We start from the raw sequence: 21,407 nt of genomic DNA, 5'->3' as shown, positions 1-21,407 counted from the left end.
GCCAGGATGAACACCGCCCAACAGCGCGCTCGGCTGGTCGAGCTCCTCGGCGACAGCTTGCTGGCCAGCCCCTGGCTCGCGCGCCTCGGTCGGATCAGCTTCCTCGGCACCCTCGACGCCCACCCGCGCAGCCGCCGGGCCTCGACCCGGCTCGAGCACTCGTTCGGGGTCGCGACCTTGGCCCGCGAGGCGTCGGTGTCGCTCGAGCTGCAGCCCGAGCTCGCGCGCTTGTTCGTCGCCGCGTGTCTGCTCCACGACGTCGGGCACTACCCGCTCTCGCACGCCGCCGAGCCTGCGTTCACCAAGCTGCTCGGCGCGTCGCACCATGACGTGGGCCGCTGGATCGTGCTCGGCGACGGGCCGATCCCACGCCAGCGATCACTGCGGCCCGTGCTCGAGCAAGCCAACATCGACCCCGACGCGACCTGGGCGATCATCGATCGCAGCGAGGCCCTCGATCCCAGCTTGGTGCCGCTCGCCGAGCTGCTCAAGGCCCCGATCAACCTCGACACGCTCGAGGGCATTCACCGGGTCGCCCGCGACTTTCGCCTGCGCCGGACCAAGCTGCCCGAGCGGATCTTCACCTGGGTCGACGGCGAGCTCGGGATCAGCCGCGCCGCCCTGCCGGCCATGGATCGATTCTGGGCGCTCAAGGATCACGCCTATGACCGCGTCATCAACCTGCCCTCGAACATCCTGGCCGAGGCGCGGCTGTGTGAGCTGGTCGCGGCCAAGCTCGACCGCGATGACCCCGAGATCCTCGACAGCCTCGATCTGTTCGACGATCCCGCGCTGCGACGGCGGCTCGGCGCGGAGGCCCTGACCCGCGCGCTGCTCGACGGCGGCGAGGACGGCGACTACGAGCTGTGGACCTCGGAGGCCTACGGCGAGATCGTTGGCAGCGCCCAGACCCACGCCGGGGGTGAGCGCCGGCCCGTGCTGGTCCGCACCCGCAAGCGCTACTTCGTCGATCCCGGCGTCGAGCCGGGCGAGCGCGGGCTCCCCCTGCGCAGCTGGGCCACGCGGTTTCGGCACGAGCGAACCCAGGGCTGGCTGGTCTCGCGCCGCCAGGACCAGCTCAGCCTGCCCGGCTTGCGCCCGAGCCTGGCGCCCAGCCTCGACACGAGCCTCGACGCCCCGGAGTTTTGATCGTGCACGACGTGTCCTCAGCCACGGCCCCGGTGGAGCGCTCGGCCTTCGTCGAGTGCCTGCCGCGCGTCGGGCTGTCGCCCGCTCAGATCCCCGCGATCGTGACGGCCGAGGCGTTCTCCCGCGGCCGGCTCCGGTTCGCCCGCGCGCAGCTGGCCGAGCTGAACCGCGGTCACCCGCAGCCGCAGCTGTGGGAGGCCTGCGCCGTGTTTGCGCTGGGCTCGCTCGGGCGGCTCGAGGCCTCGACCGAGTCAGACCTCGATCTGGCGTTCATCTACGACGGCGCGCGCGTGACCCCGGCCCAAGCCACGCAGCTGCGCGCAGAGGTGCTCGCGCGGCTGCGCGACAGCTTCGACATCCCCCAAAAGACCTTCGATCACGCGGTGGATCTACACCGCCTGATCCACAACATCGGCGGCCGGGTCGACACCAACGAGACCCTGACCTACCGCGCGCTGCTGCTCACGGAGGGCGCGTGGCTGGCCGGGGCTGGCCGCGACACCAAGCACACGGTGTTTCGCACCTACGCCGACGCGCAGATCTCCCGCGGCCGGTTCCTGACCTCGCTCGGCAACGATCTGCACCGCTACTACCGGACCTTGTGCATGGACTATCGCCACAAGGTCGAGGAGCTCGACAAGAGCTGGGCGATCCGGGTGCTCAAGCTTCGTCACTCCCGCAAGCTGTGGCACCTGGCCAACCTCGCGCTGCAGTGCTGGGCCGTCGACGCGATCGACGACGACGCCTCGCGCGACGTGAGCCTGGCGGCACGGGTCGGCTGGCCTTCGTTGCTGCGCCTGGTCACCGCGCTCGATCACTTCGGCGCCCCCGAGCTCGCGCGCGAGCCGTTCACCTGCTTCGACCGATTCTTGGCCGCGCTCGCCACCGCCGAGGTCCGCGACGAGCTGCTGCACCTCGACTACGAGCGCCGCGAGACCTCGGACATCTACCGAGAGCTACACGCGAACGCCACGCGCCTCGACGCCGCGGCCGAGCAGATCGTCGATCTCTTGTTTGGCCGCTGCCGCGCGTTCATGGTTCGCTTCTGTATTCTCTGAGGGTATGGATCCCAGCATCCCCAGCATCCCCTGGCCCGCGTTGTTCGCCGAACACCAGCGCTATCTGTGGAGCGTCTGCTACCGGATGACGGGTGACGCTCAGGACGCCGAAGACCTCGTGCAGGCGACCTTCGAGCGGGCGATGCAACGCCCACCCGAGCAGCTCGACCGGCCGTGGCGACCGTGGCTGACCCGGGTCGCCACCAACCTCTCGATCGATCTGCTCCGTCGCCGCAGCCATCAAGCCTACGACGGCCCGTGGCTGCCGGCCCCGGTCGAGGAGTTGCTCGAGGTCGAGGGCTGGACCTGCGATCGACACGGCGGCGACATCAGCGAATTCGAGGTTCGCTATGGCCAGCTCGAGAGCGCCCGCCTGGCGTTCCTGCTCGCGCTCGAGACCCTCGATCCACGCGGCCGCGCGGTCCTGATCTTGCGTGACGTGCTCGGCTACTCGGGCCCCGAGATCGGCGAGTTTCTGGGGCTGACCGGCGCCAACGTGCGGGTGATCCTGCATCGCGCCCGCAAGGCCCTCGACGAGGCCCGGGGCCAGACCGACGACCAGCCACGAGCGCCCGATCACGCCGACGCGAGCGTACACGCGGCGATCGAGCGGCTGATGACCGCGATCCGCTCCGGCGATCCAGCCGCGCTGAGCGAGCTGCTCGCCGAGGACGTCCGGATCTGCACCGACGCGGGCGGCGAGTTCCTGGCCGCGCGCAAGGTCGTCAGCGGCCGCGACTCCGTGGCCAAGCTATTGCTGGGCATCGCCAAGCTCCCGCCGACCTGGACCGAGTTTCGGCAGATCAACGGAGAGCCGGGGCTGGTCATGGAGCTCGCGCCGACGCCGCTGCGCACCGCTCGGCGTGCGGTGCTGCATCTCGAGCTCGCTGGCTCGCAGATCAAGCAGCTGCAGCTTCACCTCGCCTCGCGCAAGCTGGTCGGTATCGACTTCACCACCCGTGCAGCGTCTCGGCCGTAACGAGGCCGGGCAGCTCGAGCAAGAACCGGGTCCCCACGCCCAGCTCCGTCTCGAACGAGAGCTCGCCGCCGTGCTCGGCGACGATCCCATGCGAGAGCGCGAGGCCGAGGCCCGTGCCCTCGTTGCGGGACTTGGTAGTGAAGAAGGGATCGAAGATGCGGGCCTGCACCGCGACGGGGATCCCTCCACCCGAGTCCTCCACGACGACGCGGACCCAGCCCGGTCGCGGCGAGCGTACGACCCTCACGTCGATCCGCTTGCCGGCTTCCGACTGTTCTTTGCGCTCGTTGAGCGCGTCGCGAGCGTTGGTGATCAGGTTCATCACGACCTGCTGGATCTGCTGGGCGCGACACCGGATCAGCGGGAGCTCAGGGTCGGCCTCGAAGCTGAACGCGATGTGATCCCCGCGCAGCACCGAGCGAACCAGGGTCAGCGTGGCCTCGACGACCTCGCCGGGGCGCGCGGCCTCGGGGGCGTCGTCGGCGTCCTGGCGCGAGAACGCCAGCAGGTTGCGGACGATCGTCGCGACCCGCTGCGACTCGTGGGTGATCTCGCTGGCGAACTCCACGACGATCTCGGGCTCGGCCGCATGCGCGACGATCAGATCGGCATAGTTCATGATCCCCTGGACGGGGTTGTTGATCTCGTGCGCGACGCCGCTGGCGAGGGTGCCGACCGACTCGAGCCGCTGTTGCTGACGCAGCTGGCCCTCGAGCTGATGCTTGTCGAGCTCGGCCTGCTTGCGCGCGGTGACGTCGGTGGCCGCCGCGACCGCGTTGCGCCGCACGGCCTCGCCCTCACCCCCCAGCGCACGATGCAGCTCGATCGGAGCGACGCGCACGGCGTACCAACGCGGCGGCTGCCCGGTCGGCACGTACTCGAGCTCGAGCTCGGACCGCTGCCCGGCAACCAGCACGGCCTCGACGGCCTCGCGCCAGCGCTCCGCGGACTCGGGCGCCAGGCGCCCCGCGTCGAGGTCCTCGTCGGCGTCGTCTTCGTCGATCCCGGTCAGCGGTCCGCTGTGGTTGCGAAACACGACCCGCCCCCGCTCGTCGAGCAACGCGATGAGATCCGGGGCGCCATCCACCAGTGAGCGCCAGCGGGCTTCGCTGCGGTGCAGCGCGCTGTAGAGCTGCGCGTTCTCGAGGGTGCTGGCCGCCTGGCGCGTGATCATCTGCAGGGTCTCGACGCTCGTCGGGCTGAAGCCCCGGGTCGTGAGCCGGTTCTCGAGCACCAGCGCGCCCAGCCGGCGATCGCCCTTGAGCAGCGGCAGCGCCAACACCGAGCGAATGTCCTCGGCGTCGAGGTAGGCATCTCCGGCGAAGCGCAGATCGACGCGAGCATCATCGAGCACCACCGCCTGCCCCGTGCGGACCACGAAATTGATCAGCGTGACCGGGGCCTGCTCGTTGAGCTCGCGCAGCAGCGGCGGATCCGTGAGCACTTCGCGGGTCCCGTCCGCGTGGCCTTTGGCGACCAGCGCGAGCTCCCCCGCCTGTTCGAGCACCAGCATCCCGCGGTCGGCTCCCACGCTGGTGAGGGTCGCGTCGAGCAGTCGGCGAAGGACCTCCTCGAGCCGGAGGTCCTCGGTGATCGCCCCGACGCTGCGCAGCACCGCGGCGAGGTCGAGCGCGGGCGTGGTCCCGGTGTGCGAGTGCCCGCTGGTCTGGAACTGAACCGAGGCCGTGATCGAGCCGGCGTTCGTCGGGCGTCCGCGCTCACTTCGGGCCTGGTTGAACAGCTCGCCGTGAACCTCGCGCAGCTGCGCGAGCTTGGCCTCGGCGCCCCACGCCGCGTAGGCATCCCAGGCTCGGCGCCGGGCCCCATCCACGAGCGCGCCCATGCCTTCGCGCTCGAGCAGGGCGGCGAGGTGCTCGGCCGCGAGGCCCTCGATCCAGCGACAGCCACGCTTGCGGGCCTGCGCCCACGCGCGATCGAGGGTCCGGACCGCGGGTCCGATCTGACCGCTGACCGCCTGCCGGAGTCCAGCCACGAGATCGACGTAGTGCCCGTAGTTGGCGGCGTTGTGCTTGGCCCAGCGGCGAAGCAGACGCTCGCCCTTGCGCGCCGCCTTCCGCCCCGCCGCGCCGCGCTCGGCCCCCGCGAGCACGCAGGAATAGTGGGCCGCGCACGTGAGCACCAGCATCCTGGCCACGAACCACGTATTGAACGCGCCCTTCTCGATGTCCTCCACGCCGCGCAGGCACGTCGCTAGGCCCGCCTCGTGCTCACCGAGCACCAACTGGATCATCGCCTTGAGGATCAGCGCCACGAAAAAATTCGTGCGGACCCCGTCGCGGGCAAACACCTCGTCGGGATCGAGCGTCCACCCACGCTCTCCGTCATCGCCTGTTGGGGTCGCCAGCGGCTCGAGTCCGGGTCCCAACAGCGCGTCGCAGGCCCCGCGCAATGTCCAGATCAGGACCCGCATCTGATTGGGACACTGGCGGCCGACATCCTGCGCGACGCGAGCGCAGCGACGATTGAGCACGCGCAGGTGGGTCCCCACGTCGAGCTGCACGTCCGCGCCAAAGCCCCCCATGAACGCGGCGGGGTCGAACTCGCCGACCTCGAGCGCGGCCTGATAGCAGCTGTCGTAGAGCCGCACGATCTCGGCGAACGGCCGGCCGCGATGCAGCGCCAGGCCGCCACCGAGCGCGACCAGCCGGGCCAGGGTCGACGCCGTCGGATCGCGGCGGGCGAGCGCCAGCCCCAGGTCGAACAGCGCCATGCCCTCGGCGACCCTGCCAAGCCCCCCGCAGACCCCGGCCGACAGCTCGCTGAGCGCACGCGGCAGGCTGGGGTGATAGCCGCGCGCGCGAATGCTCAGGGTGTGCTGGGCGACGAGAAACAAGAACAGGTTGAAGCTGACGGTGAACGCCGGGTACTTGAGCTGCGCGATGATCCCGACGATCGCCTGGTCGCGCGGCGCCTCGCACGGGCGCATCGCCTCGACCGCGGGCACGTTGAGCGCGCGGGCGAACCGCCAGGCCCGCACGATCGAGATCCCCGCCCGCGCGCGCCCAGGATCGAGGCGGACGCCGACGCCGAGGCGCGCGAGCGCAGCGAGGCCCAGCTCGACGGCCTCGGGATGGCGCGACTCGACCCACAACAATCGCACCCGTCGCGCGACGACCTCGCCAAAGTGGTGGTCTTCGAGCTGCCAGTCGAGCAGCTCGGCGAACGCCTGATCCGCCGGGCCGCGGCGTCCCGCCAGGTTCAACGAGTACGCCATCTGAAAGTGGAGGCGGAACACCAGCTCGTAGTCGGACGCCGAGGCGCCGCGCGTGGCGACCTCCTGCCGCTGCTCGACCGTCAGCGCGATCCCCTGGCCAAAGTAGCGCTGGGCCAGATCGAAGGCAGCAGCGTCCAGCGCTCGCTCCCCGGCGCGCAGGTTCAGGCGCGCGAGCTCGAGGCGGTGCGCATCCTCGATGTCCGCGGGGAGGCCCGCGTGCAGATGCTCGACGATCTCGAACAGGCGCTCGTCCGACTCCCCCGCGCTCGCGAGCAGCTCACGCCCGATCGCCCAGCGCAGCCGCTGGCGCGCCGTCGCGTCCAACCCACGCTGCGCCGCGTCCTGGATGCTCTCATGGGTAAACCGATACTCGCCGCTCACGCGCACGAGCAACCCGGCCTCCTCGAGCTCGAACAGGTTGGCGGCCAGCTCGCTGCGGGCGTGGTCACACACCGACGACACCCGCGCGAGATCAAAGCGCGGGCCGATGCAGGCCGCGCGACGGATCACATCGCGCGCGCCGGGACTGAGCGCGTCGAGCTTGGCGCTCATCACCGCGACCGCGTCGTCCGGGATCGGCTCGGCCTCGACGGCGGCCAGGTCCCAGCTCCACCCGCGCTTGGCTGCCCGCAAGAGTCCTCGCCCGGCCAGCTGGGTGAGAAACTGACCGATGAACAGCGGCACGCCGCCAGTCTTGCGCGCGAGGACCTGGGCCAGCAGCTCGGGGTTGGCCACGCCCGGCAGCGTGTCGACGACGAGCGACTCGATCGCCTCGCTCGCCAGCCCCGTGAGCGCGAGTTCCTCGACTGGCCCACCGAACGCCGCGCGCACGGGCGCGAGCGGATGCACGGCGTCGAGTTGATCCACGCGCAGGCTGAGCACCAGCAGCAGCGGTCCGTCGCTGGCGTGGATCAGCGAGTCGAGCAGTCGCGCATCGCCTTGCCCGGCCCACTGCAGGCCCTCGAGCGCCAACACCAGCGGTCGCTCGTCCTTGCAGACGATCGAGAGCAGCCGCGCGACGGCCACGTTCAGGCGGTTGCCCGCTTCGACCGCCCCGAGCTGCGCGGGCGCTGGCTGCGGCCCCACGATGAGCTCGAGGATCGGGCACAGCTCGGCGAGCACCCCCGTGAGACCCCCGAGCCCGGCCCGCAGCTGCCGACGCCAGCGCCCCAGCCGAGCGTCGCTCTCCGACAACATCTGCTCGAACAGACTCGTGAACGCCTGGACGAAGCCCAGGTAGGGCCGCTCCTCGAAGGGGTCGAACTTGCCCCGGATCATGTAGCCCTCGCTGCCCACGACCAGGGTCTCGAGGTCGCTGACCAACACCGACTTGCCGATCCCCAGCGGCCCCGTCAGCGCGATCGTCCGGCGTCCCTTCGATCGCGCGACAGCGGAGAACGCCGCGGCTAGGACCCCGCGCTCGTGCTCGCGACCGTAGCGCCGACTGGGCAGCTGAAAGCTCGTTGCGAAGTCCTCGCCGCCGAGCTCGAAGCTGGCGCCGTCATCCCCGGCCTCATGCAGCGCCTGCAAGCTGCGAAGATCCGCCGCGAGACCCGCTGCGGTCTGATACCGACGCTCTGGCGGCTTGGCCAACAGCTTGATGACGACCCGCGACAGGCCGTCGGGCAGCCCGGGCCGCAGGGTGTCCGGCGACGACGGCTGCTTGGCGAGGTGCGCGTGAATCAACTCGAGCGGGGGCAGGTTCTCGAACGGCTGACGGCCGGTGAGCAGCTCGAAGAAGGTCGCGCCCAGCGAGTAGAGGTCGCTGCGAAAGTCGACCGGTCGGCCCGTGCGCCCGGTCTGCTCGGGCGAGATGTACGGCAGCGTCCCCATGAAGACGTCGCTGTCGTAGATGTGTCGGCGCTCGCTCTCGAGCAGCACCGAGATGCCAAAGTCAGCCAGATAGATCCGCCTGTCCTCGGGATCGATCAGGATGTTCGTGGGCTTGATGTCACGATGGATCACCCGCGCCGCGTGGGTGCGCGCGAGGATGTCTGCGATCTGGATGGCGATCTGCCAGAACACCTCGAGCGCCAGCGCTTCGCCGCCGCAAAATTGCGCCAAGTCGACGCCTGGCACCCGCTGCAGGATCAGGACCAGCTGATCCCCAACCCGACGGAGCTCGTGGGCTTTGACGACCCCGTCGAGCTCCAGGCTGCAGATCAGCTCGAACTCGTGCTGGACTCGATCTTCGTCGGTCTCGTCTTCGATGTCGAAGACCTTGGCGATGACCTCGTCGGCGCCTCGCTCGGAAACGGCCGCGTACACGCGCGATCGGGCGGACTCGCGAATGAGGCGAGTCGCTCGATAATCTGCCAATGGTAGGGCCATATGGTCGATGACGCCGAACGGCAGTCTACCGCGCAAACTGGGTAAATTGGCTGAAATTCCCGCGAGCTTGCCCACCCGTACCGTGCAGCGCGCAGGCGCGAAACTGCCCCGGGTGCCACGAGTGCTTTTCGCGTCACTTGCAGCGGATCCACGCGTCGCGGTCGAGCCCGCCGCCGTCACCCAACGTCGCCTGAACCTGGGCGATGAACCGCTTGGCGTCCTCGGGGTAACCGGCCGTCGGACGCAGCTCGATCACCCGCGCGGCGAAGTATCGATTGAACGCGCGCAAGATTAGCTCGCGCAGATACTTCGCGAGGATCGAGCCCCACGAGATCCGCGGGTCGACCCGATCGCCCCCCATCACGAACCCGAGCTCGACTCGACGGCGACCGAGGCCGACCTGGTAGTGGCTGCGATCGCGCTGCTCGAGGACCACGCCGATGCGCTTGGTCGAGTCGGGCCAAACGCGGTGCAGCGGCTCGAGGTAGGCCTGCCGGCCCCCGGCCTTGTCGCACCACAGCGCGATCGTCGGGGCGTCGACGCTGTCGACCGCGTGCTTCGCCAGGCGCAGGACCGCGTGAGTCGCCCAGGTGTTCTTGGTCCCTTCCAGCAGGTGTTCAGCGGCCAGCTCACGATTGACCCGCGCGGCGGACACCAGGTCGGCGCGGTACCACAGCGGCGTGATGCCGGCCGCGTCGGCGACCTCGCGCAGGCGGCCGGCGGCGTGCTCGAGGTCGCCCCGATCACCCGCGATCGGCAAGGCCTCGTCGAGCATGGTCCACCACGGCGCCCTGCGATCATCGGGGACGTCGAACTCGCGAACCAGCACGAGCTCGAGCAGCTCGGACACGCTGCGGGGGACCTGACCGTATACCCACCCGACCGTCGCCAGCGCGCTCCGCTCGATCCGCGCCAGCTTGTGGGCGCCTGTGTGGATCTTCTTGCTGTCACCGACCTCGACCCGACCATCACGAATCCCTGGCGGACCGACGATCGACGCCAGCGGACCGAGCAGATCATCGATGGGGCCGTGGTCACGACCACCGTCCGCCCGCACGCGAGTGGCGAACCCCGCCACGACCAGCGGACCGAGCGTCGGTCCGAGTCCGGCCTCATCAAACCCCGCGCGCACCAGCGCGGTCGGGCGCGCACGACTCACGAGCCGCCCGCAGCGCGCTCGCGACAGACCTCGACGAAGCGCGAGAACAACGGGTTGCCCGGGGTCCGGTGCGGCCCGCCCTCGTCCGAGCCATCGAGCCACTCCGGGTGCCACTGCACGCCGACGGCCCAGCGCTCGGCGTTGATCAGCTCGAGCGCCTCGATCACACCGTCGGGCGCGCGCGCGCAGACGGTCAGCGAGTCCGCCACGCGATTGACCGACTGGTGGTGGACGGTGTTGGTCAGCAGCGTGAGCTCGTCGTCACCCGACCCCAACTGCCCGTGATCCCGCCCGTGATCCCGAAACACGTCGCCCAGCCACGACTCGCGCGCGAGCGCGACGGTGTGCTCGATGATCTCGTAGCGATTCCAGTCGCGGTGAACCAGGCTGCCCGCGACCTGGGTCTCGATGTCTTGATAGAGGCTGCCGCCCAGCGCGACGTTGAGCACCTGGATCCCACGACAGATCCCCAGGATCGGCTTGCCGAGCGCGACCGCGACCTCGATCGCCGCGAGCTCGTGTTGGTCGCGGATCCAGTCGCCCTTCCACTCCGGTCGCAGGGGCTGCTCGCCGTAGCTGAGCGGGGCCACGTCGGCGCCACCTTGCAAGAGCAGCCCGTCGCACACGGAGAGCGCCTGCTCGAGGGCCTCGCGCTCGCGCAGATCCAGCAGCTGGATCGGCAGCCCGCCACCGCGCCAGACCGCGTGGGCCATCTTCTGCTCGCTGAACTGCAGGGCCTTGCCCTTGAACAGCGCGCGGTTCGGGTCTTCGTGGATGATCGCGGCCGTGAGCGCGATCCGGGGTCGGTCAGCGTGGCGCGCGGTCACGCGGCGCTCCGCTGCACCAACCCGGAGCGGACCAACAGCGCGTCGAGATCTGGATCTTGGCCGCGGAACTCACGGTAGAGCTCAGCCGGGTCACGGCTGTCGCCGCGCGCCAGCACCCGCTCGCGAAACCGCTGCCCGACCTCCCGACTGAACACCCCATCCGCCTTGAACTGCGAGAACGCGTCGGCGTCGAGCACCTCGGCCCACTTGTAGCTGTAGTAGCCCGCTGCGTAGGCCACCGATGATGAGAACAGGTGGCCAAACCCGCAGATCATCGCGTAGTCAACTGGCAGCGGCGCGACCGAGAACGGCTGCATCTGCGCGTTGCAGAACTCGAGCAGCGGCGGCGCCTGCTGATCGGGCGCCTGCAACAGCGGGGCATAGTTGAGGTGCAGCGCGAGATCGAGGCTCGCAAACCCGAGCTGCCGCATCATCGCGGTCGCGCTCATGAAATTGCGGGCGCGGATCATCTTGTCGAACAGCTCGTCGGGGATCCGCTCGCCGGTCTCGTAGTGCCGCGCGAACAGATCGAGCGACGCCCGCTCCCAGCACCAGTTCTCCATGATCTGCGACGGCAGCTCGACGAAGTCCCAGGCCACGTTGGTGCCCGCGAGGCTGCGCACCTCCACCTCGCTCAGCAGGTGGTGGAGCAGGTGGCCAAACTCGTGAAAGATCGTCTCGACCTCGCGGTGGGTCAGCAGCGCTGGCTCGTCGCCCAGCGGCTCGGTCAGGTTGGCGCAGATCAGGCCCAGGTGCGGTCGGCCAGCGCTGGGCAGCCCAGTGATCAGGCTGTTCATCCACGCGCCGCCGCGCTTGTCCTCGCGCGGGTGCAGATCCGCGTAGAAGCAGCCAAGCTCGACCTCGCCGTCGCGGACCCGATAGGTGCGGACATCGTCGTGCCACTTGGGCAGATCCTCGACGACCTCCACGTTGATGCCGTACAGCCGGTGGACCAGCTCGAACATGCCGTCGAGCACGGCCTCGAGCGCGAAGTAAGGCCGCAGCTGCTCCTCGTCGAAGTCGTAGCGAGCCCGGCGGGCCTTCTCTGACCAGTAGCCGACATCCCAGCCGGCCAGCTCGCGAGACTCGGCTGGGCCCGATGCCTGGCCCGATGTCTGGGCCAGCTCGGTCGCGCGAAACTCCTGGAGTTCGACGATCTCGGCCCTGAAGAACGCCTCGCTGCGTTCGCGCAGATCCTCGACGAAGGTCCGCGCCGTCTCGCCGCGCTTGGCCATGCGATCTTCGAGGACGAGATCCGCGAAGCTCGCGTACCCCAGCAGCTTGGCCTTGGTCTCGCGCAGCTTCAGGATCTGTCGGATCAGCTCGCGGTTGTCTCGCTCGCCCGCGCTGGCTCGGGTCGCGTAGGCCATCCACACCTGGCGACGGATCTCGGCGTCATCGAGATAGGTCAGCAGCGGGATCATCGACGGTGCATGAAGCGTGAACCGCCAGCCGGCCACGCCCTTCTTGTCCGCCGAGGCCTTCGCCGCTGCGCGGGCGCTGTCTGGCAGCCCGGCCAGCTGGGCCTCGTCCGTGATGCACAGCTCGTAGTCGTTTGTCGCGTCCAGCACGTTCTGGCTGAACTTGGTGGTGATCTTCGCCAGCTCGACCTCGAGCTCGGCGAGCCGCTGCTTGTCGTCGGGGCCCAGCTCCGCGCCGTTGCGGCGGAAGGCGTCGAGCAGCTTGCGCAGCAGCCGGGCGTGGGTCGGGTCGAGCGCGGCGGCCTCCGAGGTGGCGGCGAACTGCTTCAGCGCGGCGTAGAGCCCGGGATCCTGATAGACCCGCGAGCTGAACAGGCTGACCTTGGGCTGGACGGCCTCGTAGGCGGCGCGGAGCTCGGGCGTCGTGGCCACCGACTCCAGGTGTCCGACCACGCCCATCGCCCACTCGAGCCCACGGCCGAGCTCTTCGAACGCGTGCAGGGTGTTGGCGGTGGTCCGCGGCTCCCCGTCGGGCAGCGCGACGATCGCCTGCAGCTCGGCCTCGGCCTGGTCGAGCAGGTGTGCGATCGCAGGCTCCACCTGGGCCGCGTCGATCTGGTCAAACGCGATCGAGAAGCGCTCGTGGACGAGGGGGTTGGCCGCGAGGGTCATCGGTCGTTTTTGGCGCCCCCGGGCGACGAGCGCAAGGGCAGGAGTGCCAAACCGGCGACAGCGGCCTATAGTTCCGTCGTGGTCGACGCCCCTGACTCGGGCTTGTCCGTGGTGTTCGCGGGCGGCGGTTGCAAGACCTTCTGGGGCATGGGTGTGCTGCGGGCGCTCGAGGGCTTGCTCCCGCCCGTCGACAATTGGGCGGGCACCAGCGCTGGCTCGATCATGGCCCTCGTCAACGTCAGCGAGCGCGTCGACGAGTCGCTGGCCTACTTCCTCGAGATCACGAGCAAGAACCCGCGCAACTTCTATGCCCACCGCGCGCTCGTGGGTGAGCCCGTGTTCCCGCACGACTCGATCGTCCGGAGCACGCTGCGCTTCATCATGGACGGCGGCGGGTTCGCGCGGATCCGCGAGGCCGCGCCGGTCCACATCTTGATGTCGGTGCTGCGCGCGGAGTCACCGGTGCTGCGCACGTGCATCAACGCGCTGCGCCAGTTCGAGCAGCGCAACCGGATCGGCCGCGTGCATGGGCCGGCTGCGCCGCCACCGGGGATCGACGCCCGGATTGTGCGCTCGATCGACGCGACGGGTCCCGAGCAGCTCCTGGAGTGGGCGGTGATGTCGGCGAGCACGCCCCCGGTCACGCCTGCGCCGTGTCGCGACGGGCTTCGCTACCTCGACGGCGCGCTGGTCGACAACGTGCCGGTCCGGGCGCTGCCGGACCAGGCCCGCCGCGGCCGGATCCTGGTCCTGCTGAGCAGCCCGTTCAAGGTCGCCCGCTGTCCGCTGCGGTTGCCCGAGGGCGGGCGCATCTTGTACTTGGCGCCGGGCGACGAGCTGCCGGTCACGACCTGGGACTACACCTCGCCCGACAACGTGCTGGCGACCTACGAGCTGGGCCAGCGCGAGGGCACCGTGCTGCGCCGCCGGGTTGCGAGCTTGCTTTAGTTGAGGGGCGCCCGGACGGGGCTCGCGGTGATCGGCTCGGGCGTGACGGCGATCGGCTCGAGGTCGAGGATCAAGGTGCCGCGCACGGCCTCCCACCCGTCGATGTGGTCGAGCACCGACAGGACGATGCTGTCCTCGGTCTTGTGCCGAGCTGGGGCGGCCATCTGGCCGTGCTCGCGCACGTTGATCAGGATCGAGAAGGCGACCTGGGCCCGGCCGTCTTCGGTCGTGATCACCCCAGTCAAGCCGCTGACGCCGTCGAGGGTGCCCGTCTTGGCGCGGACGCGCTTACCGGACCGACGCAGTCGCGTGCGCAGCGTCCCGACTGGCCCGCCCGCGATCGGGAGCGCGTCGATCAGCCCGGAGCCCGCGGCGTTGGTGCGCGCGGCGACGGCCATCAGATCGACCAGGCCCGAGGTCGTGACCCGCCCGACCGAGCTCAGGCCCGAGCCGTTCTCGAACACGAGGGCGTCGGGGTCGTTGCCGAGCGCGGCCCAGTACCCGCGCACGACCTCGCTGCCGTTGTCCCAGTCGCCCGGGTCGCCCGTCATCCGCCAGCCCAGGCTGCGCATGATCTGCTCGGCCATGAAGTTGTTGGAGTAGGTCAGGACCCCGTTGACGATCTCGAGCAGCGGCGGGCTGCGGCGCACGGCGACCAGCAGCACGTCGTCGGGGCCGTCGTGATCGAGCATCTGGGGGAACTCGAGGTGATCACCGTCGCCTTGCTCGTCGTCGAGGCTGCGCGGGTAGACGGGCGGCGCGACCCCGAGCCGCACCGGGAGCTGCTCGCTCTGGCTGGCCTCGGCCAGCATCAGGGCGAACGCGCCGCCCGTGAACAGGCCGGGGTCGACGACCCGGCGGCGAACCTTGTAGCCGCTGCTGGTCTTGCTCAGGGTGCCCTGGATCGCCACGTGGGTCACACCGACCTCGCGCGGTGGCTCGCCGCTCGACTCCCGGCCGAGCTGCTCACGTCGGGTGCGGATGTCCAGGTTGCTCGCTCCCGAGCCGAGCCGGGCGCGGTTCTCGACGACCACGTGCGGGCTGCTGGGCACGATCCCGACGGCCGGCCGGCTCGCGCCCTTGATCGGGTAGACGGTGATCTCGACGGTGTTGAAGTTGAGGCTCAGCGCGCCGCTTGGGGCCATGTACGACGGGCCCCAGCCGTCGTCCGAGTAGCCGGGCCCGAACACCTGCGGCGAGAAGGCGGTGTCGTCGACGACGATCTCGCTGATCGTCGCGACTGGCAGCCGCTCGGCGACTTCGTGAGCGAGGATCTCGAGCGCCTCGGCGTCGATCGTGGGGTCACCCTCACCGATCAGATACAGCACCTCGCCGACGAGCAGCACCCGGGTCTCGAACACGTAGTCCGGGCCAAGCAGGTCGAGCGCGGCGGAGGTGGTGAGCAGCTTGTGGTTGCTGGCCGGGTTGAGCAGGGTGTCGCCAAAGTAGTCGAACAACACCCGGCCCGAGTCGAGGTCCCGGATGTGAACGGAGACCTGCGCCCGATCCTCGATGCCAGCGATCGCCCGCTCGATGCTGTCGCGCAGTGACTCCGAGCCAAACGCGACCAACGGCGGCTGGGCCTTGTCACCCCGGACTTGCTCGACGTGCCGAGCGAACGCCCCGAGTCGCTGCTCGAGCTTCTCCTGGGCGGTCGGTGGCGGCAGCGGAGCTGGCAGCGGCGGCACCAACACCAGCGGGTGGGCCCACGGCCGTGAGTCCGAGCTCGGCAGGTCCTGGATCGTGGGCGCGCGATAGGCCTGCGCTCGCTTCCACCGCATCGTGAGCCCCGCTGCGCACACACACAGCAGCACCAGCAACAACACTGGTGCACGTCGGGCTGGACTGACGGGTAGCCGGATACTGCTCCCGCTCGCGGCGGGAACGACTTTGCTCGAGCGGGGCATCGGATGAGGCCGGCAGCACGGGCGACCGTGTCACCCGCTGCCCCGCTGATCTTGCGCGTCTGAGCGAAAACGGCAAGCGTATGTTTGCGATCACACCAGCTCGCGCCGGGCGAACTCGCGGCGGAGCTTGCCGAGCGCGCGCTCTTGCAGCTGCCGGATCCGCTCGCGCGACAGCGAGTGCCGCTCGCCGAGCTGGCGCAGGGTCATCGGCTCGAAGTCGCTCTCACCGGTGTCTCCGCCGTCGATCCCGTAGCGCCGCCGCAGGATATCCAGCTCGATCGGCTGGAGATCGGTGAGCGACTCGTACAGGTGGTCGCTCAGCGCCTCGACCTCCAGCATCTCGGCGACCTCGGGGTTCGAGTCGTCCTCGAGCCGGTCGAGCATGCCACGCCCATCTTCTTCGCTGGTGGGCGCGTCGAGGCTGACGGTTCCGTCGAGCGTCAGCTTGCTGAGCTTGCGGACCCGGACCTTGCTGAGCCCAGTCTCCTTGGCCAGCTGCGCGGTCGTGGGCTTGTCACCGGTCTTGGCCTCGATCTCGCGGGTGGCCCGACGCAGGCGCTGGAGATCCGCCGACACGTGGGCCGGGAGCCGGACCGTGCGACCCTTGTTGGCCAGCGCGCGATTGATCGCGTGCCGGATCCACCAGGTGGCGTAGGTCGAGAACCGGTAGCCCCGGCGCCCGTCGAACCGATCGACCGCCTTCATCAGGCCCAGGTTGCCCTCTTGCACGAGGTCCTGCAGCGGCATCAGGCCGTGGTCGAAGCGCCGGGCGATCGTCACGACCAGGCGCAGGTTGGCCTTGACGAACTTGTTCTTGGAGTAGCGCATCGCCTGGTTGGCGCCGCGGACCCGCTGGATGTAGCGGGCGAACGGTCGGCTGCCCTTGGGCGGGAAGGTGACCTGCAAGGTCACGCACTCGCGCCGGTTGGCGTCGATCGCCTCGAGGTCGGCGCCGATCATGTCGGCGTATTTGGCGTCGAGATCCAGCTCCGCCATGGCCGCCGCCAGTGCCTGCTGCGCAGCGTAATAGGCCTCGCGGTTGGACTTGGTCTCGCGGTCTCGATAGGCCCGCGAGGTCTCGGCGATCTGCGTCAGCTCCGCGTGGGGGAGCCCCTCACAGTTGTCATCTTCCAGCGCCTTCGTCAGCACTTCGATGATGCCGCCGACGAACGGCGGGTACGACAACAGCGCTTTCCAGCAAGCCAGCCGGCGAGTTGCGATCTCGGCGGCGAGGGACTGTTCTTCCTCGGGTGTCAGCACGTCGACCTTGGATACGTCGCCGAGGTAGGCACCGAGCGGCGTCTCGGACTTGCGGGCGCTGGAACGACGGGTTGGGGTCGGGGTGGTTTTGGTGGGTGCCATGACAGCTCCTCTTTTCTTGACTTACGGGTCTTGCTTGCAGGGGAAGCTCTAGCGAGCTACGCAACTTTGGTGCTCGAGCCCTCAGGAACCCAGCTTCGACAGCGGATCCGTGGGGGCGGCGCAGGGAGTACAGCGAGCGACTGCGAGGTCGGTGTGACCTGCGGCGCATGCAAGTACGAGAACGGGGTTTCAGTTGTTTCAGGGGTGGGTCCAGCGGGCGCGGGCGCGACCGACTCGAGTGACTGCCTGCGCGCGTGGGATTGAGGTCCCACACCCGCGCGCGTGAATCCGGTTGGCCTCGCGCGGGTACCCGGCGGAATCGCGCGGGTATCGGAATGCATTCGCGGCGTCACTGCCCGAATGCGTGTGCACATTTCGGGCCGAGCCCGTTCGGACCCCTCATGTACGTAGGGCAACCGATGTTCTGACCAGCTGTGGCACGCTGGCGCTGGCAATTTCGCGCTCGATCCATGCACGGCTTGGTGCGCACATGTGTGACGAAAGTGGATGCTGCTGGCATTGCAGGGGTCGTTAGCTGCGCAGGTGCGATTCGAGGTCGGCGAGCTGGCCGCTGCAGCGCGTGGCCACGGCGCGCGCGCGACAGCTGTGGTCCGTGGCTCACTGTCTAGCCAGATCCACGCCGCGATCGCTACGCATGGGGCTGAACTCCCCGTCCATTTTTGCGCCCGCCCCCGCGTGTCATCACGACACACTTGCCGACTTCCGATACACCGCGGGCAGCCGCAGCCGCTCGATCGATGCCGCCCGCGCGCGGGCCAGAATCCTGGCGCGCGCGCAGAACAGTTTGACGACGATCGTTGCACGGGTCGTTACGCGATTGACGCTCGATGGAACAGATCCACCGCGCGCGCAGCCTCCAAAAACCACGTGGCTGCGTTATTGTGCCGCGGTGCACCCTCGAACTCGATCGAGTCATCCGATGACCGCACCGCCATTGTGCGCTCGGTCGCGCCGTTTGAGCAAGGGGGCAATCGGACTAGCCGTGACCAGCGTGGTCATGCTCGCGGCATGCGAGGCCACGATCGAGGGCGTTCCAGCAGGCGCGGTCGCACGCGTCGGCGAGGTCGTGGTCGAGACGGCACAGGTCGAGGCCTCGCAGGCCCAGCTCGACGCGTTTGGCCAGGCCAGGTTTCGCGGCCCAGATGGCCAGCGCGCGCTGGTGGCCGCGATCATCAACGAGGAGCTGCTGGTCCAGGAGGCTCGCGACGCCGGGCTCACCGACCATCCGCGGGTCGAGTGGGCGGTGCTCGAGGAGCTCGCGCAGCTGCAGCTCGCGGCCATGCTGGAGCGCCGACTTCCGCGGGCCGAGGTCGCGGCCGACACCCCGGCCCTGCGAGCTCGCTACGAGCGCGAGCGTGAGCGCTTCGCCACACCCGAGCGCAGGCGAATGCGGGTGGTTCGTGTCCAGACCTGGGAGCAGGGCGAGCGTGACCTGGCGCGGCTGGGCGCGGGCGAGCTGCGCCTCGACGAGCTCGGGGCCGTCGTCCGGACTCCCCTGATGAAGCGTGACGACGCCGAGTTCCCGGCCTACCACCGCGTGCTGTTCGACCCGAAGCTCGGCGTGGGCGACGTGGTCCCGTCGCCGGTGTTGAGCGGGCAGGTCCTGATGATCGGCGAGGTCGACGAGATCGTCCCGGCCGGCCTGCTCGCGTTCGAGGATCCCGAGGTCCAAGAGCAGCTGGTGGAGGCCGAGCGCGAGGCTCGGCTGGTCGCCGTCGAGGCCGAGCTCCACGCCGAGCTGGCCAAGCGGTTCCAGTAGGCTGGAATCCGCTCGGGCGCCCGTGTTGTGCAGGGCGAAACATGCTACTCAGCGGGGGTGCGCGCCATCGCTCGACGCTCGCTGTTCGCCGTGTCCGCCGCCTCGCTGGTGGTGACGTTGGTGGGTCGACCCGCCCACGCCGAGCCTGTGGTGCTCGACCGGATCGTCGCGGTCGTCAACGACGACATCATCCTCGACAGCGATCTCGACGTGTGGATGGTCTACGACGAGCGCGTGTCTGCGGAGCTGGCCCAGCTGCAGAGCCAAAATGCCAGCGAAGACCAGATGCTGCGCAAGCTCGCGGAGCTGCGGCCGTCGGCGCTCGACGAGCTGGTCGCCCGCAAGCTGATGCTCGCGCAGGCCCCGACCTTCCAGATCACGGCGACCGAGGCCGAGGTCGAGGCCTACCTGCAGAACCTGGCCCGCAACGCCGGCCTCGGCGGCGTCCCCGAGCTCAAGCGCGCGGTCGAAGAGAGCCTGCGCTACGGCACGTGGGCCCAGTACCGGACCAAGCTGCGCGAGGACATCATCCTCTACAAGCTGCTCGGGATGCTGCTCAACGTCGCGGTCAGCGATCAGCAGGTGCTCGACCGCTACCGCCAGCTCAGCAAGGGCGAAGAGGCCCGGCTCGAGGTCCGGCGCCTGGTGTTCCAGTCGACCGACGACCCGGCCGAGCGCGACGCCCAGCTCAAGGCCAGCAAGGCCGTGGTCCGGCGCCTGACCCAGGGTGAGGACGTCGAGGCCGTCGCCGCCGAGCTGCAGCAGCCAGCGAAGCTCGAGCAGGTCACGCGCAGCTCGGTGTCTCGGCCGATCGGTGAGCGCCTGTTCGCGGCCTCCGCGGGCGACGTCATCGGCCCGCTCGAGTCGGGCCAGGGCTTCGTGGTGTTTGTCGTCGAGGAGGTCGTGAGCTCGGATCTGCTCGGCTTCGAGGAAGCCAAGGAGCCGCTGCGCGAGCAGATCTTCACCGAGGTTCGCAACAAGGCCGAGGCCGATCTGCGCGAGCAGCTGCGCGGCCGGGCCCATGTGGACATTCGCCTGTAGGGACATTCGCCTGTAGGGACCGGACCGCCATGACCACCTGGAACGAGCAGGACCCAGCCGCGATCGCGTTCTTGTTTGTCGCCTGTGCCCGCACCGCCGACGGCGAGCTGGTCGAGGCCGAGCTCGTGCGGATCGTCGAGCGCGTCGGCCAGTGGATGCCCGGGGCGACCCGCGAGCAGCTGCACGAAGTCCTCGAGCGGGCGGTCGCGCTGTACCAGGGGGCGCCGGATCAGCGCGCGGTGTTCAGCCTGGTCGAGGCCACGGCCGCGCGCCTGCGTGACCTGCTCGTCCGCGAAGATCGCGAGCGGCTCGTGACCGAGCTGATCGGGCTGGCCTACGCCGACGGTCAGGTCGACATCGGCGAGACCGACTTCGTGCTGGCGACGGCGCGGATCCTGGGCGTGGAAGTCGCGCTGGCGACCGAGTGACTACCAGCGCGGATCCGGGTCGACGTCGGCGATCGTGATCACCGCGTCGACCCCGTCGAGCTCGAGCTCGAACCGCTCGAGCCCGTCGCCAGCGCAGGGCCCCGCGTCGCAGAAGCCCGAGCTGGGCACGAACAGCGCGCCGTGGCTGCTACAGATGATGCGATCGGTGAGCGCCGAGTAGAACCGCCCCTCGCCCATGTCGAGATCGACGCCCAGGTGCGGGCAGCGATTGTGATAGGCGACCAAGTCCTGGCCCGAGCGCAGCACGAATCCCTCACAGACCTCGCCGCCGCGCTCGAACCCGAACTTTCGCGCCTGCCCGTGGGCGAGGCTGACGACGCTCGTGACGCGAACCTGCATCGTGCTTACTTGAAGTTGAGATCGAGCAGCAGCGCGACCTCGTCCTTGATCAGATCATCGGGCTTGCCGGGGTAGTCGATGCCCCACAGCTTGCGGTCGATCGAGAACTCGGCCTTGCCGTGGACGCCCGCGTCGGAGACCTCGAGCGTGGCCGGGAACGTGACCTTCTTGGCTTGGCCCTTGAGCTCGAGGTTGCCGGCGATCTCGTGGGTCGCCCCACCCTCGCCAGACTTCTCGGTGATGCTCAGCGAGGTGAACTTGGCCTGGGGATGCTCGGCGATGTTGAAAAAGTCGGCGCTGGTCAGGTGACCGGTGAGATCCGCGGCGTCGGTCGTCATCGAGCCGACCTCGATCGTGACCTCCAGAGAGCTGAGCTTGCCGCCCTCGACCTGGGCGTTGCCTTCGAACTTGTCGAAGCTGCCCTTGTGGTCACCGGTCAGCTTGGCGCCGATGAACCCGACGCTCGAGCCCTCGGTCACCAGCGCCAGGGTCTTGGCCTCGGTGGCCTCGGCCCCGTCTGGCTTGTCGGGCGCCTTCTCGGGCGCCTTCTCGGCGTCTTCGACCTTGGCCTTGGGCTTTTCGTCGATCTCGCTCTTGCAGGCGGCGAGGCTCGTGAGCGCGAGGGCCAGGGCCAGGTTGCGTGGGGACAGGATGGTTCGGAAGCGTTGCGTGGTCATATCGAGTTCGGGGGGGACTGTGTATCGCGGCTTTGCGAGCGCGTCTCGGGCCGGCGTCGAGGATGCCGTTCGC

Annotated in this window: 15 protein-coding genes; 7 read left to right on the top strand and 8 right to left on the bottom strand. The window is 69.4% G+C overall.

Translation table 11 applies throughout. The annotated features are described in order from the left end of the window. Window positions 1-6: 6 nt before the first annotated feature. The 3 genes from ENSA7_RS18420 to ENSA7_RS18410 are packed head-to-tail and all read left to right on the top strand — an operon-like array spanning window position 7 to window position 3,186. Complete coding sequence (locus ENSA7_RS18420) at window positions 7-1,149, top strand: HD domain-containing protein (protein ID WP_106090609.1); 1,143 nt, start codon at window positions 7-9, stop codon at window positions 1,147-1,149. A gap of 11 nt (window positions 1,150-1,160) precedes the next feature. Next, window positions 1,161-2,207: a nucleotidyltransferase family protein gene (locus ENSA7_RS18415; protein ID WP_146157835.1), complete on the top strand. Its 1,047-nt coding sequence runs from the start codon at window positions 1,161-1,163 to the stop codon at window positions 2,205-2,207. A 4-nt stretch (window positions 2,208-2,211) separates the two neighbouring features. Beyond that, entirely contained in the window at window positions 2,212-3,186 is a 975-nt protein-coding gene (locus ENSA7_RS18410) for a sigma-70 family RNA polymerase sigma factor (protein WP_106090607.1), read from the top strand. Here ENSA7_RS18410 and ENSA7_RS18405 read toward each other — a convergent pair. The 4 genes from ENSA7_RS18405 to ENSA7_RS18390 all read right to left on the bottom strand — a co-directional run bounded on the left by ENSA7_RS18405 (window position 3,158) and on the right by ENSA7_RS18390 (window position 12,831). Next, the gene (locus ENSA7_RS18405; protein ID WP_106090606.1) at window positions 3,158-8,752 is read right to left on the bottom strand and encodes a trifunctional serine/threonine-protein kinase/ATP-binding protein/sensor histidine kinase; all 5,595 of its coding nucleotides are present in this window, start codon (window positions 8,750-8,752) and stop codon (window positions 3,158-3,160) included. The genes ENSA7_RS18410 and ENSA7_RS18405 overlap by 29 nt on opposite strands. Before the next feature lie 133 nt (window positions 8,753-8,885). Then, window positions 8,886-9,911, bottom strand: a complete 1,026-nt coding sequence (locus ENSA7_RS18400) for a hypothetical protein (RefSeq protein ID WP_106090605.1) — start codon at window positions 9,909-9,911, stop codon at window positions 8,886-8,888. Further along, on the bottom strand, window positions 9,908-10,738 hold the full coding sequence (locus ENSA7_RS18395; RefSeq protein WP_106090604.1) for a gamma-glutamyl-gamma-aminobutyrate hydrolase family protein: 831 nt from the start codon (window positions 10,736-10,738) through the stop codon (window positions 9,908-9,910). The genes ENSA7_RS18400 and ENSA7_RS18395 overlap by 4 nt, the downstream gene beginning before the upstream one ends. Next, on the bottom strand, window positions 10,735-12,831 hold the full coding sequence (locus tag ENSA7_RS18390; protein ID WP_106090603.1) for a M3 family metallopeptidase: 2,097 nt from the start codon (window positions 12,829-12,831) through the stop codon (window positions 10,735-10,737). The genes ENSA7_RS18395 and ENSA7_RS18390 overlap by 4 nt, the downstream gene beginning before the upstream one ends. Before the next feature lie 78 nt (window positions 12,832-12,909). Here ENSA7_RS18390 and ENSA7_RS18385 point away from each other — a divergent pair, with 78 nt between their 5' ends. Continuing rightward, the gene (locus tag ENSA7_RS18385) at window positions 12,910-13,779 is read left to right on the top strand and encodes a patatin-like phospholipase family protein (protein ID WP_146157834.1); all 870 of its coding nucleotides are present in this window, start codon (window positions 12,910-12,912) and stop codon (window positions 13,777-13,779) included. Here ENSA7_RS18385 and ENSA7_RS18380 read toward each other — a convergent pair. Continuing rightward, complete coding sequence (locus ENSA7_RS18380; protein WP_181233872.1) at window positions 13,776-15,605, bottom strand: D-alanyl-D-alanine carboxypeptidase/D-alanyl-D-alanine-endopeptidase; 1,830 nt, start codon at window positions 15,603-15,605, stop codon at window positions 13,776-13,778. The genes ENSA7_RS18385 and ENSA7_RS18380 overlap by 4 nt on opposite strands. Before the next feature lie 171 nt (window positions 15,606-15,776). Beyond that, window positions 15,777-17,048, bottom strand: a complete 1,272-nt coding sequence (locus tag ENSA7_RS18375; protein ID WP_106090600.1) for an RNA polymerase sigma factor RpoD/SigA — start codon at window positions 17,046-17,048, stop codon at window positions 15,777-15,779. Between the two features lie 1,003 nt (window positions 17,049-18,051). On the opposite strand from ENSA7_RS18375, the gene ENSA7_RS18370 reads away from it, so the two are divergent. From ENSA7_RS18370 to ENSA7_RS18360, 3 genes are read left to right on the top strand one after another with little or no spacing between them, the layout of a single operon-like run. Next, a complete protein-coding gene (locus tag ENSA7_RS18370) occupies window positions 18,052-18,828 on the top strand; it encodes a peptidyl-prolyl cis-trans isomerase (RefSeq protein WP_106090599.1) in 777 nt (258 codons plus the stop codon). 57 nt (window positions 18,829-18,885) lie between these two features. Beyond that, window positions 18,886-19,869 carry a peptidyl-prolyl cis-trans isomerase gene (locus ENSA7_RS18365; protein WP_146157833.1) on the top strand — a complete coding sequence of 328 codons (984 nt, stop codon included), beginning with the start codon at window positions 18,886-18,888 and terminating at the stop codon, window positions 19,867-19,869. A 29-nt stretch (window positions 19,870-19,898) separates the two neighbouring features. Continuing rightward, entirely contained in the window at window positions 19,899-20,297 is a 399-nt protein-coding gene (locus tag ENSA7_RS18360) for a TerB family tellurite resistance protein (protein WP_106090597.1), read from the top strand. On the opposite strand, the gene ENSA7_RS18355 is transcribed toward ENSA7_RS18360, so the two are convergent. Continuing rightward, window positions 20,298-20,657, bottom strand: a complete 360-nt coding sequence (locus ENSA7_RS18355) for a Rieske (2Fe-2S) protein (protein WP_106090596.1) — start codon at window positions 20,655-20,657, stop codon at window positions 20,298-20,300. Window positions 20,658-20,662: 5 nt separating this feature from the next. After that, window positions 20,663-21,334 carry a YceI family protein gene (locus ENSA7_RS18350; protein WP_106090595.1) on the bottom strand — a complete coding sequence of 224 codons (672 nt, stop codon included), beginning with the start codon at window positions 21,332-21,334 and terminating at the stop codon, window positions 20,663-20,665. Between the last annotated feature and the right edge of the window lie 73 nt (window positions 21,335-21,407).

The organism is Enhygromyxa salina, assembly GCF_002994635.1.
GTDB lineage: Bacteria > Myxococcota_A > Polyangia > Nannocystales > Nannocystaceae > Plesiocystis > Plesiocystis salina_B.
Note: the sequence above shows the minus strand (reverse complement) of the source record. Positions and strands in the feature narration are given on the sequence as shown.